The following is a 17,393-nucleotide window of genomic DNA, read 5'->3' as shown; positions in this document are numbered from 1 at the left end:
ACGGAGACAAAACCGAACAACACCCGCACTCGCGCCCGACCGCGCCCCGATCGGACCCGCACCGGTGTCGGACTCCGTCACCATCCGTCACGCGAATAAATTTCCGCCCATCGCGCAACCGCGCTCCAGAGTGGTGCGTGTGAATGCTTGTAGCGCTTCCACCGGCGATTCTGTTCAGTGGAGGAGCAGGGAGGCGCTGCACCCCCCAACAGGAAAATCCCATAGGAGACGAATGTCCACCCTCAAGAACACCGGCCTGCGCCTCGCCGCGGCCGGAGCCGCGGCGGCCCTCACGCTCGCGGCGGCCTCCCCCGCCTTCGCGCAGGAGACCGAGACCCCCGCCGACGACGCCACCACCGCCCCGGCGGGTGAGAACACCGAAGCCCCCGCGACCGACGAGGACGCGGAGGAGTCGACCGAGGAGACCACCGAGGAAGCCGCTCCCGAAGGCGAGGACGGCGCCGGCGACGGCGACATCGCCGAGGAGATCGAAGAGGACACCGAGGAGGCCGCCGACGAGGAGGTCTACCAGTTCGCGTACCTCGACCACCTCGTGACCGGCGCCAACGTCGGCGAGACCGTCTCGGCCTCCCCGCAGGTCTACGTCGAGGGCGCCCCCTCGAAGGACCGCGTCGCCACCCTCATCTGGTTCACCGACACCGTCGACTACGAGCGCTGGCTCGAGGACTGGTTCGACTTCTCCGAGGTCGGCACCGGCCACGCCTCCGTCGTCGACGAGTACGACAACTGCGACCGCTCCTACGACGGCATGATGGGCTGCATCGTCACCGGCTGGAACCCCGAGAGCGGCAAGACCTACCAGCCCAGCGCCGAGACCCCGATCGACTACCTGGTCGAGGGCGAGGTCGACTACAACGACATCGCCGTCTACTCGGCCTTCGACCTCACCCAGGAAGACCTCGACTTCTACCTCGACCTGGGCGGCTACGACCTGGAGGGCGCGAACCAGTTCGCGCTCGCCGAGGCCCCCGCCGACGAGACCGCGCCGCTGGAGTACTTCTTCTACGGCGAGGGTTGGATCTCCTTCGAGGCCGACATCGACGACATCCACCCGAACCTCCCGGGCGGCGAGGACCCGGCGCTGCCGACCACCGGCGCCTCGCAGGGCGTCATGATCGGCTCGGCGGCCGCGGCCGTCCTGGCCGGCGCCCTGGTGTTCTTCTTCCTCCGCCGCCGCAAGACCGCGGCGAACTGGGAGTAACGGCTTAGGGCGTACGAGAGCGCCCGGATCGATTCCCGCATGAGCGGCGGCCGCCCCGAAGGGCGGCCGCCGCTTCGCGTTCCCCTGCCGCGCAAGCCGTCCCGGAGGGCGCCCGCGACCGGCCCCGACCCGCCCCGCAGGCGGCGACGCGGTACCGCGGGCGCGGGCCGACCAGGCATAGACTGGGGCCCGTGACGTACCCCGAGAGGGCCGCCCGTCGGCTGCGGCTGCCGGCCGACGACCGCTCCCCCGCAGCAGCCCGCGCCGCCGTCCGCGCCGTGCTCACCGAGGCCGGGCTCGCCGAACTGCTCGACGAGACCCTCCTGCTCACCACCGAGCTCGCCACCAACGGCGTCGTCCACGCCGGCACCGACATCAACCTCACCGTCGCCGCCGACTCCATCGGCGTGCGCGTCACCGTCACCGACTACCGCTCCGGCGGCATCGACCCGATGGACATGGCGATGCCCGAGGTCACCGCCGAGGGCGGCCGCGGCCTCCTCCTGGTCGACCGCTTCGCGTCCTCCTGGGGCACCACCCACGACGCCACCGGCAAGTCCATCTGGTTCCGCATCGACCGCGACCCCGACGCGCGCCCCGCCCCCCGGCCCGCGCCCGACGCCGACCACGAGACCGCCCAGCCCGACCTCGTGCAGCTCGCCGCGCTCCTGACCATCGCCCCCGCGCTCCAGTCGCGCCTGCCGGTCGACCAGCTCGTCACCGAGCTCCTCGCCCGCTGCCACGACGCGACCGCCGCCGCGGGCGGCGCCATCGAGTACGACGCCGGGGACGGCACCGGCGCCCAGATCCTCGCCAAGTTCGGCGACGTCGGCGCCATCACCCTCGCCGTCCCCCTCCCGCTCACCGCCCCCGCCACAGGCAAGCTCCTCCTCGCGGGCGAGCCCCGGCCGTCCTGGCGGCCCCTCGCCGAACTCGTCGCCGAACGCATCGCCCTCGCCGTCCAGATCGACCGGATGCGCATCGACGAGCAGCGCCGCTCCGGCTGGCTCACCTACCTCGCCGAGGCCGGCGAGCTCCTCGCGCACTCCCTCGAAGAGCACCTCACCGTCGCCCTCATCCCGCAGCTCGTCGTACCCCAGCTCGGCCGCTGGGCCGCCGTCCACCTCACCGGCGACCAGGACCTGCGCCTCGCCGCGCTCACCCACGCCGAGGAGTCCGAGCTCGAGCAGCTCCGCCGCCGCCTCGAAGACGCCGCCCCCGCGCTCGCGGGCGCGCTCACCACCGACGGGTGGACCGGCATGGAGCTGCCCGTCCCGCGCGGCCTCGACTGCATCGCCGTGCCCCTGTCGGCGCGCGGCTCGACCATCGGCGTCCTCACCGTCGGGCGCCACGTCGAACGCCGCCACTCCTCCGAGGAGCGCGCCGTCGTCGCCGACCTCGCCAAGCGCAGCGCCCTCGCGCTCGACAACGCCCGCATCCACGCCGAACGCCAGGCCGTCGCCAACGAGCTCCAGGCCGCCCTCATGCCCGGCTCGCTCCCTGACGTGCCCGGCGTGTCCTTCGCCGCCGAGTACCTGCCCGCCACCGCCCGGCGCCTGCCCGGGTCGGGCCCCGGCCCCGCCATCGGCACCGAGGTCGGCGGCGACTTCTACGACGCGACCGAACTCGCCGACCACCGCCTGTGGGTCGCCATCGGCGACGTGTGCGGCAAGGGCGCCCAGGCCGCGGCCGTCACCGGCGTCGTCCGCGACGTCCTGCGCGTCATGGCCCGCGACGGCCGCCCCCTCCCGCGCGCCCTCGAACTGCTCAACTCCACCCTCCTGGAGCAGCCCGGCGACATGCGCTACGCGACCATCGCCTCCGCGCTCCTCGACCGCGAGGGCCCCGGCGCCCTCACCGCCACCCTGTGCCTCTCCGGCCACGAGCGGCCCCTGCTGCTGCGCGCCGACGGCGAGACCGCCTGGGTCGGCAAGGAGGGCACCGCAGTCGGCCTCTTCCCCGAGGTCAAGGTCAACCCCGAGGTCGTGCGCCTCGGCGTCGGCGACGCCCTGGTGTTCTTCACCGACGGCGTCACCGAACGCCGCGACGGCCCCGCCATGTTCGGCCACGACCGCATCGCCCGCTCGGTGCGGGAGGCCGCCGGCAAGAGCGCCCGCACCGTCGCCACGGCGCTCCTGGAGGCCGTCGAGGCGTTCTCCCCCGAGTCGCCCCGCGACGACATCGCGATCCTCGTCGTCCGCTGCGACGCCGACCGCGAGCAGTAGGACCCCGAACGCGAGAGGGGCCCCGCGGCACTGCCGCGGGGCCCCTCGTCGCGAAGCTCTGGTCCAGAAACGCCGGTCCAGAAACGCTAGTCCAGGAGCGTGCCCGCGCCGTAGTACACGTTGCCGTGGTGGAGCTCGACGACCTTGACGACCGTGGTCGAGTTCGGTGCGTGCACGATCAGCCCCTCGCCGATGTACATGCCCACGTGCGCGAGGTTGTTGTAGAACACGAAGTCGCCCGGCTGGAGCTCGTCCTCGCTGATGGAGGCGACCATGTTGTTCTGCGCGGCCGCGTTGTGCGGCAGGTCGATGCCGATCTGGGCGTACGCGCCGAGCATGAGGCCCGAGCAGTCCCAGTTGTCCGGCCCGGCCGCGCCCCACACGTACTGCTCACCGATCTGGGCGAGCGCGAACTGCACGACGGCCTTCCGGTTCTCGGACATGTACGGCAGGTCGTACTGGGCGAACGCCGGGGACTCCTCGCCCGCGGCGGTCTTCCACTCGGTCTCCAGGTCCGACATGCGCTCGGTGAGCTCGTCGGCGGCCTTGTCGAGCTCGGCCTCCTCGTCCTCGAGGTCGGCCTGGAGGTCGTTGAGAAGGTCGAGCTGCGCCGTGTACTCCTCGGAGGCGGTCCGCAGGTCGTCCATGAGGTCGAAGTTGTAGAGGTTCGCCGAGTTCAGCCGGTCGAGGCGCTCGACGAACGCCTGCGGGGAACCCGAGTCCAGCAGCAGCGCCGTATCGCCGATGCCCTGCTCCACATAGGTCTCGCCGATGAAGTCGGCGAGCTGATCGCGAAGGACGTCCAGGTCCTCCTCGGCGGTCTTGAGCGACGCCTCGGTCTCCTCGATGAGGTCACGGTTGTCGTCCACGTCCTGGGCGAGCACGTTGTACGCCTCGACGGCGGCCGCGAGGTCCTCGTCCGCGGCGTCGATCTCGTCGTTGATCTCCGAGGTGTCGCGCTGGCCCCAGGCCGGGGCCGAGCCCGCCGAGGCGATCAGGAGGCCGCCGATGACGGCGGCGGAAGTCCATTTGCGTCGGGCAGACGGCTGCTTCACGAGGAGGGTGCTCCTTCGGATCCGGGGAGGACGGGGTGCTCACCTGGCCTGCGGCGCACGCACGCCGCCGCGGGACGAACATGAGCCTAGCGCGCGGGAAATGCCGCCGGAAGACCGAGGCCGTGACAAATTCGCAGCGTAACGACCATTCCACCGTTGGTGTGTCGCTCCTGTGAGTTGGCTGGGAATTGATATCATCGCCGACATGACCTTCACCCTGTGCTGTCACCGGCGCTGAGCCGCCTCCCGCGGCTCGGCGCGCCCGCGACGACCACCGCTCCGACGCACCGAAGGCCATTCACTCCATGAGCAACGCCACCGCGCACCCGACCGCCGCGACCACCGACGGCGCCGTCCTCGCCACCGACCGGCTCGCCGCGCTCGCCGCGTTCTACGCCGCGAACCTCACCCTCCGCCCGCGTTTCACCAACGGCAGCCGCTGGGCCCGCAGGGTCCTCGCCGGGCCCGGCCACGAGGCCTGGCTCCTCGCCTGGCTCCCCGGGCAGGGCACCGAACTCCACGACCACGGCGGCGTCGCCCGCCCCGCCGCGGCCGCCGTCGCGGTCGTCTCCGGCGCCCTCACCGAGTTCACCGTCCGCCCCGGCGACTTCCCCGGACTCCACCGCCGCCCCATGACCGCCGGCGACGTCGCCGCCTGCGACGACCGCACCGTCCACGCCATGCGCAACGACTCCGACGCGCCCGCCGTCAGCCTCCACGTCTACTCGCCCGGCCTCGAAGCCATGCGCACCTACCTCCTCGACGAAACCGGCCTCGCCCCCTCGCGCATCAAACGCGCGGGCGAGGACTGGTGACGCACGAGCCCGACGGCGACGCCCGCGCCCGTTGAAGTCGAGGAGCGATCACGGGTCCACCCTCCCGACCGCCGCGCCCGCGCTCGCGCCAACCTTCATTCACGCTTTCGGGTGACTTCCGTCCCGTGAGGCGCGCGTGTCGCGCGATTCCTGTCGTACCCCCGCGGAACGATCGAACGGCGCGACAGTCGGTTCCCCTCGGGTGGGTGGGGGTTTGTGGATGGTAGAAGCGCAACGCGCCTCACATTCGCGTTCTAAGCCGCACCCCGACCGCGCGACAGCACCGCGCCCACCGCCGCCGGGAGCTCCCGCGCCACGTCCGAGGCCGCGACCGTGCGGCCGCCCTCGGCCGCCAGGCCCCCCGCCGCGCCGTGGACGTACGCCGCCGCCACCGCCGCCCGCACCGGGTCCATGCCCGAGGCCAGCAGCGAGGCCATGAAACCCGCCAGCACGTCGCCCGAACCGGCCGTCGCCAACTGCGGGCGCCCCGTCGGGTTCGCCCACACCGCGCCGTCGCTCGAAGCGACCACCGTGTGGTGCCCCTTGAGCAGCACCGTGCAGTTGAGCCGCTTCGCCAGCGCCGCCGCCGCACCCGCACGGTCCTCGCTCGGCGGCGAACCGTACAGCCGCTCGTACTCGCGGTCGTGCGGCGTCAGCACCACCGGCGCCTCCCGTCGCGACAGCACCGACGGGTACTCGCCGATGAGCGTCAGCGCGTCCGCGTCCAGCACCGCCGGCGCGGGCGAGACGAGCACCTCCCGCAGCTCGGCGAGCGCGGCCTCGTCGGTCCCGAACCCGGGCCCCGCCAGCCACGCCTGGACGCGCCCGGCCTCCTTCACCGTCGGCGTGCACACCACTTCGGGCCTGGTGCGGCGCACGTACTCTGCGGCCGACCCCGCGTAGCGCACGTACCCGGCCGGGCCCGCGAGCGCGCCCGTCGAGGCGAGCACCGCGGCCCCCGGGTACCGCTCGGAGCCGGCGGCGACGCCGACGACGCCGCGCGTGTACTTGTCGTCGTCGGGTCCGGGCCGGTGCCACCACGCGGCGATGTCGCCCTCGTCGGCGACCCGCACGGCCGGGTTCGGGTCGAGCACGTCGCCCAGTCCGATGTCGACGAGGACGAGGCGCCCGGTCAGGAGCGAGGCGCGGCCGAGGACGTGGCAGGGTTTGCGGGCGCCGAAGGCGACGGTGACGTCGGCGGTGACGGCGCTGGCGGGGACGGCGCCGGTGTCGACGTCCACTCCGGAGGGCACGTCGACGGCGACGACGGTGCCGGCTTCGATGCGGCCGAGCTGGTCCAGGGCCCGGCCGGGGAGTCCGGGCCTGCCGCCGATGCCGAGGACGCCGTCGAGGAGGAGGTCGCAGCGGGCGGGCGGGGTGGCGACGAGGCGGCCGCCGGCGCGCACGAGCGCGGCGGCTGCGGTGGGGTGGACGCGGTCGCCCATGACGGGGACGGCGAAGACGCGGGCGCCGCGGCGGGCGAGGCGTTCGGCGGCGTAGAGGGCGTCGCCGCCGTTGTCGCCGGGTCCGGCGAGGACGATGACGGTGGCGCCGTAGACGCCTTGGTTCCGCTTGGGGCCCTGGGGCGTGCGTTTGCGGAGGAGTCGGGCGCACTCGGCGGCGAGTCCGGCGGCGGCGCGCTGCATGAGGGTGCCGGGCGGGAGTCGGGACATGAGTTGGGCTTCGGCGCGGCGGATCGCCGCTGCTGACCAGGCACCGTTCATGGCTGTCCCTCTCAGGCCGCTGGGGCCCGTCATGCCGTTTCGGCGATCACCACCGCTGTCGCGATACCGCCATCATGCGACAGCGAGACGTGCCAGCGCGAGACGCCACGCTGTGCGGCGGCGGCGGCCACGGTTCCGGTGATGGTGAGGGTGGGGCGCCCGTCGGGGAGGGAGAGCACTTGGCAGTCGGCCCAGTGCATGCCGCCGGGGGCGCCGAGGGCTTTGGCGACGGCCTCCTTGGCGGCGAAGCGGGCGGCGAGGGATTCGGTGCGGCGAGCGCGCCCGTCGGGGGCGCTGCGTTCGGCCTCGGTGAAGAGCTTGTCGGCGACGTTGGGGGTCCGTTCGAGTACGCGCTCGAACCGGTCCACCGCGACGACGTCGATGCCCACGGCGACGATCACCCGTCAAGAGTGCCACGGGATCGGGCGGACCGCCCCTGTTCGGGCCGGTTCATCCTGTCGGGTGCGGTTTTGCCTGTCGGCCGGTCAGGGCCCATTGGGGAGCGAGCGGGACCGTCTGCGCCGGTGGCGGTTCAGGAGTGCCCGGTCGCGGCCCGTACTGCACGTACGCGGAGGGGCCCGGCCGCATCGCGGCCGGGCCCCTCCTGTGCGTTCAGCAGACGGCGGGTTCGACCCAGGTGCATTCGAGGTGCCCGTCGGGGTCCTCTTCGGGCAGGGTCTCCTCGACGTCGGCGGCGAGGGCGCTGAGTTCGGCGGTGGTGGCGTCCTCGCTGTGGGCGGCGACGGCGACGGCGATCTGATCCTCGACGTCCTTGACGGTGGAGTAGAGGAAGTCGTTGAAGACGACGCTGAAGACCAGTTCGCGCCCGTCGGCGTCGGTCACGTAGCCGGAGAGGGCCGAGACGCTCGTCATCGAACCGGTCTTGGCGCGCACGTTCGCCTCGGCGTCGGTGCCGCACATGCGCCCGGCGAGGGTGCCGTCCTCGCAGGCGATCGGGAGCGCGTCGTACCAGGTCTGGAACCAGGGCGCGTCCTTGGCGCCCACGAGCAGGTCGGTGAGGGTCCCGGCGGTGAGGAGGTTGTGGCGGGAGATGCCCGAGCCATCGGCGATGCGCACGGGCCCGGAGTCGACGCCGTAGGGCTCGATGCCCTCGTAGACGGCGGCCTTCCCGGTGGCGAAGGTGCCCTTGCCGGTCGCGTGGAAGCCGAGGGTCTTGAACAGGGCTTCGGCCATGGAGGCGTTGGAGGGCTTGAGGACCTCGGCGGTGAGCTCGCTCAGCGGCGCGGACTCGTGGAGGGCGAGCGTCTCGGGGCCCTGCGGGGTGGCCTCGCCGAAGCGGAGGCCGCCCGCGACGGTGATGCCCTCGTCGGCGAGCGAGTCGGCGAACACGTCTGCGGCCAGCTGCGTCGGCTCGATGACGGCGCGGGTGGCATAGGTGCCTTCGGAACCGGCGGCGACGGTGCCGCTGATGCGCACGATGTTGTCGTGCGGGTCGCGGTCGACGGTGACGCTCGTGGCCGTGCCGGTCGTCGCGGTGTTGACGACCTCGACGTAGTCGGTGGCGGGGGAGGTCGTGACGACGGCCGGGTCGCCCGCGGCGGCCCCGGGCTTGACGAAGAAGCGCACCGACCCGGCGTTGTGGTCGTCGCCGGAGGCGACGGTGAGCGCGGAGACCTCTGCGGCATAGGTGTACTGGAGGTCCGACCAGCCCCATTCGGTGCCGGAGCGGACGGCGTCGAAGGCCGTGTCGTCGGCGACGAGGTCGCCTTCAACGCGGCTGACGCCGAGGTCGGCGAGTTCGGCGGCGAAGCGGTCGAGGTCGGCTTCGAGGAGGGTCGGGTCGCCGGCGCCGCGCAGGTAGAGGTCGCCGTCGACGACGCCGTCCACGGGCCGGTCGCCGAGCACCTCGGTCGTGTAGGTGAAGTCCTCGCCGAGCAGTTCGAGCGCGGCGGCGGTGGTGGCGAGCTTGTCGTTCGAGGCGGGGATCGCGCGCTTGTCCCCACCCCGGTCGTAGAGGACCTCACCGGTGTTCGCGTCGGCGACGACGACACCGGCCTGCGAGTCGGTGAGCCGGGGGCTGGTGAGGATCGCGTCGATGGCCGCGGTGAGCGCGGCGTCGCCGGTCTCCTCGGCCTGGGCGACGACGGTCCCCGCGAAGACGATGGCGCCGGCGGCGGTCACTGCTGCGGCGCTTGCCATAAGGGTGTGTTTTCTCACGGCGCGAGTGTAGTCCGCCGATTGGTACGGCGGGGTCCGATAGATCCGAGTGCGCCTGAAATCGCCGCCGTCGCAGGCAACCGTACAAGACCCGGAAGGCGTGGGGCGCAAGCCATCTCGCGCGCCACGCCTTCTTCGGCCGTTGTGCTACCTAACCGTGCTATTCGACCGTCCTACTCAACCGTGACGGACTTGGCGAGGTTGCGCGGCTGGTCGATGTCGCGGCCGAGGGCGGTGGCGAGTTCGGCCGCGAACTCCTGGAGGGGGACGGCGGTGAGCAGCGGCGCCAGGAGCGTCGGCGAGGCCGGGGTGGTGATGACGAGGTCGGCGTGGGCCTTGGTGATCCGGTCGCCCTCCTCGCAGACGGCGATGACCTTCGCGCCGCGGGCCTTGACCTCCTGGATGTTGGAGATGATCTTGTCGTGCAGGAGCGAGCGCCCGCGCGGGCTCGGCACGATCGCGATCACGGGCGTGCCCTCCTCGATGAGCGAGATCGGGCCGTGCTTGAGCTCGCCCGCCGCGAAGCCCTCCGCGTGCAGGTACGCGAGCTCCTTGAGCTTGAGCGCGCCTTCGAGGGCGACGGGGTAGCCGACGTGGCGGCCGATGAACAGGACCCGCTGGGCCGAGGCGCAGTCGCGGGCCATCTGGCGGACCGGTTCGAGGTCCTCGATGACCTTCGCGATCTTGCCGGGGGCGGCGACGAGCTCGTCGAGCACCGCCGAGACCTCGTCGGCGTACTTGATGCCGCGCACCTGCGCGAGGTGCAGGCCCACGAGGTAGCAGGCGGCGAGCTGGGTGAGGAACGCCTTCGTGGACGCCACCGCGACCTCGATGCCCGCGCGCGTGTAGAGCACCGCGTCGGACTCGCGGGGGATGGTGGAGCCCACGGTGTTCGAGATCGACAGGACGCGGGCCTTCTGGTCCTTGGCGTGGCGCACGGCCATGAGCGTGTCCATGGTCTCGCCGGACTGGGAGATCGCCACGACCAGTGTGGAGCGGTCGAGGACGGGGTCCCGGTAGCGGAACTCGCTGGCGAGCTCGACCTCGCAGGGGATGCGCGTCCAGTGCTCGATGGCGTACTTGGTGACGAGCCCGGCGTGGTAGGAGGTGCCGCACGCGATGATGAAGACCTTGTCGATGTCGCGGAAGTCCTGGTCGGACATGCGGACCTCGTCGAGGACGATCTGCCCCGACTCGTCGATGCGCCCGCGCAGGGTGTCGGCGACGGCGGCGGGCTGCTCGTGGATCTCCTTGCGCATGAACGTGTCGAAGCCGCCCTTCTCGGCGGCGGCGATGTCCCAGTCGACGCTGAAGGGCGTGCCCTCCGAGGCCTGCCCGTCGAAGCCGCGGACGGTGACGCCGTCGCGGTCGATGGTGACGATCTGGTCCTGGCCGAGCTCGACCGCGTCGGTCGTGTAGGCGATGAACGCCGCCACGTCGGAGGCGAGGAAGTACTCGCCCTCGCCGAGGCCGACCACGAGCGGGGAGTTGCGGCGGGCGCCCACCACGGTGTCGGGGTCGTCGGCGGCGACGGCCAAGAGCGTGAACGCCCCTTCGAGCCGCACGCACACGCGGGTCATGGCCTCGGTGAGGTCCCCGTCCACGGCGTACTCGCGGCCCAGGAGGTGGGCGGCGGCCTCGGTGTCGGTGTCGGACTCGAACTCGACGCCCTCGGACTCCAGTTCGGCGCGCAGCTGCGCGAAGTTCTCGATGATGCCGTTGTGGATGAGCGCGACCCGGCCGTCGGCCGAAAGGTGCGGGTGCGCGTTGCGGTCGGAGGGGACGCCGTGGGTCGCCCAGCGGGTGTGCCCGATGCCGCAGAACGACTCCGGGAGCGGGTGGTCGGCAAGGGCCCCTTCGAGGTTCGCGAGCTTCCCGGCCCGCTTGTCGACTTCGAGCCCGCCCTCGGGGCCGTCGGCGACGAGCGCGACGCCCGCCGAGTCGTAGCCGCGGTACTCCAGACGGCGCAGGCCGTCGATCACGACGTCGACGGCGCTGCGGCGGCCGACGTATCCAACGATTCCACACATGCGAGCCACCCTACCCCAGTTTCGAGCATTGCCTGTGCGCGGTTGACCGGTCATTGCTCACACCACATGATCGGTTCGGGGTTCAGGGCCCGTTCACGATCAGTCGACCATCGCGATGCCGCGCGTTCCGTCCTCGTTCACGAAGCTCACCGCCGCACCCGTGCCCACCGCGCTCAACTGCGCGTCGTGGCACCAGTCCGCCGGGACCGCCGCCGCGCCCTCGCCGTCGGCGGCGAACGCCAGCTCCGCGACCTCGCCGCCGGCCACCTGGTACAGGCGGCAGTCCGGTCCGTTCGGGTCCAGCGACAGGTCCGCCGCCAGCAGCGCCCGGTTGTCGGGCAGGACCGTCGCCCAGCCTCGCGCGACCTCCGGGTCCAGCGGCGTGAAGCCCAGGCGCACCGACTTGCGGTAGAGCCGCTCGCCCGAGTCCGCGTCGTAGGCCATGACGCCCAGCCACGAGCCCTCGCGCTCCTTCGCCGTGTAGCACTCCACGATCTGCACCGTCCGCCGCTCCGCCGCCGGGACCTGCGCCTTCGCGTCCCCCGTCGCCGCGACACCGGTCGCGGCCGCGCTCGTCGGCTGCGACAGGTGCAGCGTCCCGCCGCACGCCGAGGAGTTCGTCGAACCGAACGACTGGTCGTCCACGCGCCACCGCTCGGCGCCGTCGGCCACCGCGTACGCGATGAGCCCGTGCTCGAAGCGGCGCGCCGAGAACGGCCCGTCGGTCACCCGGTGCTCGATGCGGCTGTCGATGACCACCGCGTCCCCCGAGACCAGGAACGACTCCGGCACCACCTCGGCCTGGAGGTCCAGCGCCTGCTCCCACGCCTCGGCGCCGTCGTCGAGGTCGAAGGCCAGCACGTAGTCGCGGGCCACCGGCCGGTCGGGCGCGGGCACGCAGTCGGCCAGCAGCACCACCCGCGAACCGGCGATCTGCCCGGCGGTGCCCTCGCACCCGGGCGGCATCTCGGCCTCCCACAGCGCCGACCCGCCGAAGTCGTACACGGTGAACCGCGCGGAGCGGTCCTGCGCGTACAGGAGTCGGTCGTCGGCCACCGCCAGCAGCGTCCCCGGCGACCCGTCGAAGCCCGCGGTGGCGACCTCCTCGCCGTCGCGGGCGCGCAGCACCCGCGTCTGGTAGTCGCCGCGGTCGTCGGCGCGCGGGCCGGAGAGGGCGACGAGGTCCTGCGGGTGGGAGAGGACCGGCGCCTGCGCGGCGAGCCAGTTCCAGCGGCGGTGGTACCAGACCGCGGCGCCCGAGGCCGGGTCGAGCATCGTCACCGCCTGCGGGGTGGGTTCTGCGGGGTGGTCGGTGCGCAGGAGCCCGTAGGGGGTGTCGGTGAAGCGCTCGACGCCCGCGAGTGCGGCCATGCCGTCCATGCCGGCCTCGGTGGCGGCGCCGGTGCCCACCATGACGTCCTCGTTCGCCAGCTCCGCCCAGCGCTGCATGGCCGGGGCGAGGGCCGCCGCGAGCATGACGACGACGGCGGCGGCGAACACGGCGACCTTGCGCCGCAGCGCTTTCGGCGCCGGGACGCGCCCGCCCGAGTAGCCCTCGACGACGAACTCCGAGAGCGCCAGGAGGCCGCCGCCGATGACGCCGAAGACGTAGGCGAGCACGGCGACGCCGGCGCGGTGGGTGATGAACTGGCCGGGCCCGGCCTCGGGCATCGAGGAGTACACGGCCCACCCGGCGAAGGCGGCGAGCACGGCCGCGAACAGCGCGGCGATGATGGTGCGCAGGCCGGGGTGGGCGGCGGCAATGGTGACGACGACGGCGACGGTGAGCACCGAGGCGACCGTCCCGATGATCATGTAGACGCCGGAGGAGCCGGTGCCGGTGGCGGTGCCGAAGGACGCCCACGAGAGCAGGACCGCCCAGCACAGGAGGGCGGTGATCCCGGCGGTGCGCAGGAAGACGCGGGCGACGGGGCGCCCGGCGGCACCGGTCGTGCGCGGGGACGCGGAGGCCGCGTCGGGGCGGTGGCGGCCGATGCCGGAGGCGCTGTGGGACATGCACTCTTTCTACCGGTCGCCACCGCCGCGATCCGGGCTTTCGACCAGATCGCGAACGAGTTTCTCCCTTGAGGCCGGTCGCCGGTTCCGCTGCGCCGTGCGGAGGTCGGGGCCCGTCTCAGGCGGGTGCGGACGAGGCCGCGCCCGCCCGTGGGGCGGCCCTCAGGGCGGGTCCTGAGCGGTCCGGCCGGGAGGCGGCCGGACCGCTCAGGGCCTACCGAGGGGAGCTGCGGCGATCGCGGTGTAGTTCGGCTGCGCGCCGACCGGGCCCTTGCCGAAGTCGGACTTGTAGAGCACGACCTCGCCCGCGGTCCAGGACGGGCCGTAGTAGCGGCGCAGGGTCAGCAGGTCCTGCGCGGCCTGCTGGTTGGTGACGCGGTCGCCGGGACGGGCGAGGGTCACGTGCGGCCGGTACTGCTTCTGGTCCACCGGGAGCCCGCCGGCGATGAGTCCGGCGCGGAGGCGGTGGACGAGGTCGACCAGGGCGGCGACGTCGCCGTCGAGGCCGGCGTAGACCACCGAATAGCGGCCGCGGCCGAATCGTCCGCCGCCGGAGACGCACAGGCGCATCGGCGCGGTCTGGGCGGCGGCCTCGGCGACGACCTCGGCGGTCTCGGCGCACCGCTCGGTGGGGACCTCGCCGAGGAAGGCGACGGTGAGGTGCCAGTTCTCGGAGCGGACGAGCCGCCCGGAGGCGGGCCGGCGCCCTACGGCGCCGGGTCTGCTGGGGACGCCGCGGCGCGCGATGTTGAGGTCGGAGACGACTTCGGCGAGATCGGCGACGGCGTTGTCGGGAAGCGGGAGCGCGGCGAAGAGGCGCTCGGTCCGCACCAGGGGCGCGGCCTGCTGGACCGCGATGGCGGAAGCACTCACTGGATTCCCTCCAGGGGCTCTACTCAAGGGTGTGTGACACGCGCTCGCGGCGAATGGTGTGCCGTCGCGGCGTGGTCGGGGCTGTCACGATGTGACCTATCCTCGCAGCATCGGCTCCTGTTAATTCAGTGAAATCCCACAGAACGGGACAGTAATTTCGCGGAAGTAACACTCGTGTTCGCTGCTGCGACCACAGAGACGCAGGAGCTTCAAGGCACTTCGGGAGAACTCGGGCGACCACTGTGAGTGTCGCAAGAGGCGCGGTTCAACCAGTGGGAATCAACGTTTAACGCGAAACCGGTCCGCGGGGCCCCGGTGGCCTTCGATCCGCGCCTCCGGCGGGCCTCCCGGCCCGCTTCGGCCGCCGAGCCGAAGACGTCGGTCAGGGCATCGCCTTGCCGGTGAGCGCGACCGCGCGGCGGCGCAGCTGCGCGCGCTTGGCGAACACGACCACCGTCGGCGTCGCCATCGCGATGAGCCCGCCGAGCCACAGGCCCGCGCGGGCCCCGTACTGCTCCATGAACCAGCCGACGATCGGCGCGAACACCGCCGTCGAGCCGAGGAACACGAGCATGTACAGGCTGAGCACGCGGCCGCGGAAGTCGGCCCGCACGCCCATCTGGATCCGCTGGTTCGCGGCCTGGGCGTAGTACACCATGGCGAAGCCGGTGGGCGCCAGGAGCGCCATCGCCGACCACAGGCTCGGCGCGAAGCCGACCACGAGGGTGCCGACGCCGAGGAGGACCGAGGAGGTGAGCATCGTCGACAGCGAGGGCCGCCCGGAGCGGCGACCGGAGGCGAGCGAACCGGTGAGCGCGCCGACCGCGAGCGCGGTCAGCAGCAGGCCGTAGCTGTCGGCGCCGGTGTCGAACTCGGTGCGGGCGAGCATCGAGAGCGTCAGCGCGAAGTTGAAGGTGAAGCCCGAGACCAGGAGCGAGACGAACAGGACGGCGATGAGGTCGGGGCGGGCGGCGGTGTACCGCAGCGCCTCGCGGATGCCGCCGGAGTCGGCGCGGCGCCGGACCGGGTTGGTCAGGCTGCGGCGCAGCAGGACCGCGCAGGAGATCGCGGGACCGAGGAAGACCACCGAGCACACGGCGATGACCGCGCCGGTGGAGGTGAACGCGATGAGCACCCCGGCGAGGGCGGGGCCGGCGATGCGACTGGTGTTGAAGATGGCGCTGCCGAGGCCGACCGCGTTCGGCAGGGCCTCGATGTCGACCAGTTCGGAGTAGAACGCCTGGCGGGCCGGGCCCTCGATGACGGCGACCGAGCCGAAGGCGAACATGCCGACGTAGATCATCCACAGCTCCACGTGCCCGGTCAGCACCACCGCGCCGAGCGTGGCGGTGACGGCGGCCGAGCCGAGCGAGCACAGCAGGAGGATCTTGCGCTTGTCGAAGCCGTCGGCGATCTTGCCGCCCTGGAGGCCGAAGAGGAGGTAGGGGCCGAACTGGAGCGCGAGCGTCCACCCGAGGGCCGTCCCGGAGTTCCCCGAGAGTTCGAGGACGAGCCAGCTCACGGCGGTGGTCTGCAGCCAGAACGCGAGGGTCCCCACGAGCTGTCCGGCGGCGTACACCCGGAATCCGGGGTACGCGAGGGCTCGGAACGTGCGCTGCAACTGACTCATGATCACCGGGGACATCGCATGCAATGATATTTACTTACCGGTCGGCAAGCCAGTAACTATGACCGACTTCTCGCCCCCGTTCCCAACCCCTGGAACCCCCGCCCCCTCCCGCCCCCGACCCCCTTGCCCCCCAATCTCACCCACAGAAAACGGCGAGAAGGACCCGAAGGCCCTCCCCGCCGAGAGTTCGACCCGTGCCGTCCCCGATGTCACCGACGCCGGATACGGTCTGGATAGGGGCGTTCATGAGGGACAAATCCGTAATTCCGGATATGCCAGCTTAGTAATGATCCCGAGGCCGCCAAGCGGGCGAAGCCCGCGCGGCGGCCTCGGCGACCGAGCTGTGGTGCTTCTTGTCGACCGAGCCGCGGTGCTTCTTGTCGGCAGAGCCGCTCTACTTCTTGTCGGCGGAGCCGAACAGCACGTCGTCCCAGCCCGGGAGCTGGTTGCGCGGCTTCGAGCCGGCCGCCGCGAGCGGCGGAGTGTTGAGGTCGTCGTCGGCGACCGAGCGCTTGCCGGGGCGCAACACGGCGAGCGAGGGCACCTCGGGGGTCTCGCGCTGCTCCGGGGAGGTGGTCCCGGGCAGGCCGAGTTGCGAGGTGCGCTTGCCGCGGCCGTTCATGTCGTCGAGCGGGCGCTCCAGGACCTCCCGGAGGCGGTCGCGGCGCAGCGGGTCGGGACGCGAGGCGTCGTCGTCCTGCTCGCGCAGCCCGTGCAGCGGGTCGCGCGAGGGACGCACCGGGTCGCCGGGGCGCACCCCGAGCTCGGAGACGGTCTCCTTGTGCCCGGGGACCTGCTGCGGGAGCGGGGTCGAGAGGAACTGGGCCATCTCGTCGTCGGGGGTCACGGTCTGGCGGGCCCGGTCGAGCTTCCAGCGCGCCCGCGCGGTGGTCTTGCCCGAGGACCAGGAGGCCTGCACGAGCCACGAGCCGTCCTCGGTGCGCCAGGCGTCCCAGGAGACCGCCTCGGGGTCGACCCCGTGCGTGCCGAGCTTCACATCCACCACATTGGACATGCGCTCGCCGCGCTCGGAGGTCGCCAGCCGGGAGCGGCGGGCCGCCTGGGCGAGCATCGCGCGCTCCTGGAGGACCGGCCCGGCGTAGCGCAGCACCCGGTCGACGGCGACCTGCGCGGAGGCGGCGATGTCCTCGGCGCTCTCGCCGGAGCGGATGCGGGTCTGGATGTCACGCGGGGAGAGGTTGACGGCGACGGGCCGCGGCGGGACGGGGCGGCGGGCGCCCTCGGGCTTGCTCGGGGGACCGTCGGCCTTGGCGCGCAGCGCGTTGCCCCCTTCGGGGACGTCCACCACGGCCGCGACGCGTTCGTCGAGCGGCAGGGCGAGCAGCCTGCCGAGTTCGTCGGCGAGCACCAGCGCGTGACCGTCCTCAGAGAGGGCTACGAACCGAACAGGCCTCATGCCTTCCACCCCTCGCGTGTCTTCGTCAGCGCCGCCTTGCCAGCTCATCCGAGCGTACGCCCAACCCTACCGGCGGACCACAACCGGCGGGGTGCCGATAACCGAACACCGTCCCCCGGAGGGGGAACCCGCCCACAGTCGACGACGCGACGGCACCTCATGTCACCGTGACCGATTGTCGCGGGGACTGACGCAGCGTACATTGGCT

12 protein-coding genes are annotated in these 17,393 nt (G+C 72.5%); 3 read left to right on the top strand and 9 right to left on the bottom strand.

All coding sequences use genetic code 11. The features are described 5' to 3' along the window. Nucleotides 1-232: 232 nt before the first annotated feature. Nucleotides 233-1,222: an LPXTG cell wall anchor domain-containing protein gene (locus E9998_RS21370; RefSeq protein WP_136531728.1), complete on the top strand. Its 990-nt coding sequence runs from the start codon at nt 233-235 to the stop codon at nt 1,220-1,222. A 191-nt stretch (nt 1,223-1,413) separates the two neighbouring features. Continuing rightward, the gene (locus E9998_RS21365; protein WP_204745586.1) at nt 1,414-3,447 is read left to right on the top strand and encodes a SpoIIE family protein phosphatase; all 2,034 of its coding nucleotides are present in this window, start codon (nt 1,414-1,416) and stop codon (nt 3,445-3,447) included. Between the two features lie 86 nt (nt 3,448-3,533). On the opposite strand, the gene E9998_RS21360 is transcribed toward E9998_RS21365, so the two are convergent. Then, a complete protein-coding gene (locus E9998_RS21360; protein WP_136531726.1) occupies nt 3,534-4,502 on the bottom strand; it encodes a C40 family peptidase in 969 nt (322 codons plus the stop codon). Between the two features lie 305 nt (nt 4,503-4,807). Here E9998_RS21360 and E9998_RS21355 point away from each other — a divergent pair, with 305 nt between their 5' ends. Continuing rightward, nucleotides 4,808-5,317, top strand: a complete 510-nt coding sequence (locus tag E9998_RS21355; protein ID WP_136531725.1) for a cupin domain-containing protein — start codon at nt 4,808-4,810, stop codon at nt 5,315-5,317. A gap of 254 nt (nt 5,318-5,571) precedes the next feature. Here the strand turns inward: E9998_RS21355 and E9998_RS21350 are convergent, their stop codons facing one another. From E9998_RS21350 to sepH, 8 genes are all read right to left on the bottom strand, one after another. Beyond that, nucleotides 5,572-7,041, bottom strand: coding sequence for an NAD(P)H-hydrate dehydratase (locus tag E9998_RS21350; protein WP_136531724.1), 1,470 nt, complete (start codon nt 7,039-7,041; stop codon nt 5,572-5,574). A 29-nt stretch (nt 7,042-7,070) separates the two neighbouring features. Then, nucleotides 7,071-7,442 (bottom strand): holo-ACP synthase, encoded by a 372-nt coding sequence (locus tag E9998_RS21345; protein ID WP_136531723.1) that lies wholly within the window; start codon nt 7,440-7,442, stop codon nt 7,071-7,073. Nucleotides 7,443-7,653: 211 nt separating this feature from the next. Then, nucleotides 7,654-9,219 carry a D-alanyl-D-alanine carboxypeptidase/D-alanyl-D-alanine endopeptidase gene (gene dacB / locus E9998_RS21340; RefSeq protein WP_136531722.1) on the bottom strand — a complete coding sequence of 522 codons (1,566 nt, stop codon included), beginning with the start codon at nt 9,217-9,219 and terminating at the stop codon, nt 7,654-7,656. A gap of 173 nt (nt 9,220-9,392) precedes the next feature. Beyond that, the gene (gene glmS, locus E9998_RS21335) at nt 9,393-11,249 is read right to left on the bottom strand and encodes a glutamine--fructose-6-phosphate transaminase (isomerizing) (RefSeq protein ID WP_136531721.1); all 1,857 of its coding nucleotides are present in this window, start codon (nt 11,247-11,249) and stop codon (nt 9,393-9,395) included. Nucleotides 11,250-11,348: 99 nt separating this feature from the next. Then, nucleotides 11,349-13,265 carry an outer membrane protein assembly factor BamB family protein gene (locus E9998_RS21330; protein ID WP_136531720.1) on the bottom strand — a complete coding sequence of 639 codons (1,917 nt, stop codon included), beginning with the start codon at nt 13,263-13,265 and terminating at the stop codon, nt 11,349-11,351. Between the two features lie 207 nt (nt 13,266-13,472). Beyond that, nucleotides 13,473-14,138 (bottom strand): RNA 2',3'-cyclic phosphodiesterase, encoded by a 666-nt coding sequence (gene thpR / locus E9998_RS21325; protein WP_158299926.1) that lies wholly within the window; start codon nt 14,136-14,138, stop codon nt 13,473-13,475. Between the two features lie 382 nt (nt 14,139-14,520). Next, nucleotides 14,521-15,768 carry an MFS transporter gene (locus E9998_RS21320; RefSeq protein ID WP_158299925.1) on the bottom strand — a complete coding sequence of 416 codons (1,248 nt, stop codon included), beginning with the start codon at nt 15,766-15,768 and terminating at the stop codon, nt 14,521-14,523. 394 nt (nt 15,769-16,162) lie between these two features. Beyond that, nucleotides 16,163-17,185, bottom strand: a complete 1,023-nt coding sequence (gene sepH / locus E9998_RS21315; RefSeq protein WP_136531717.1) for a septation protein SepH — start codon at nt 17,183-17,185, stop codon at nt 16,163-16,165. Nucleotides 17,186-17,393: the final 208 nt, after the last annotated feature.

The organism is Glycomyces paridis, from assembly GCF_004912155.1.
Taxonomy (GTDB): domain Bacteria; phylum Actinomycetota; class Actinomycetes; order Mycobacteriales; family Micromonosporaceae; genus Glycomyces; species Glycomyces paridis.
This window is presented reverse-complemented; position numbering and strand designations above follow the sequence as displayed.

What these genes read in the sequence shown, in the direction of transcription:
- E9998_RS21370 (WP_136531728.1), top strand. Translation starts at nt 233, where the DNA reads ATGTCCACCCTCAAGAACACCGGCCTGCGCCTCGCCGCGGCCGGAGCC.
- E9998_RS21355 (WP_136531725.1), top strand. Translation starts at nt 4,808, where the DNA reads ATGAGCAACGCCACCGCGCACCCGACCGCCGCGACCACCGACGGCGCC.
- E9998_RS21350 (WP_136531724.1), bottom strand. Translation starts at nt 7,041, where the DNA reads ATGAACGGTGCCTGGTCAGCAGCGGCGATCCGCCGCGCCGAAGCCCAA.
- glmS (WP_136531721.1), bottom strand. Translation starts at nt 11,249, where the DNA reads ATGTGTGGAATCGTTGGATACGTCGGCCGCCGCAGCGCCGTCGACGTC.
- E9998_RS21330 (WP_136531720.1), bottom strand. Translation starts at nt 13,265, where the DNA reads ATGTCCCACAGCGCCTCCGGCATCGGCCGCCACCGCCCCGACGCGGCC.
- E9998_RS21320 (WP_158299925.1), bottom strand. Translation starts at nt 15,768, where the DNA reads ATGAGTCAGTTGCAGCGCACGTTCCGAGCCCTCGCGTACCCCGGATTC.
- sepH (WP_136531717.1), bottom strand. Translation starts at nt 17,185, where the DNA reads ATGAGGCCTGTTCGGTTCGTAGCCCTCTCTGAGGACGGTCACGCGCTG.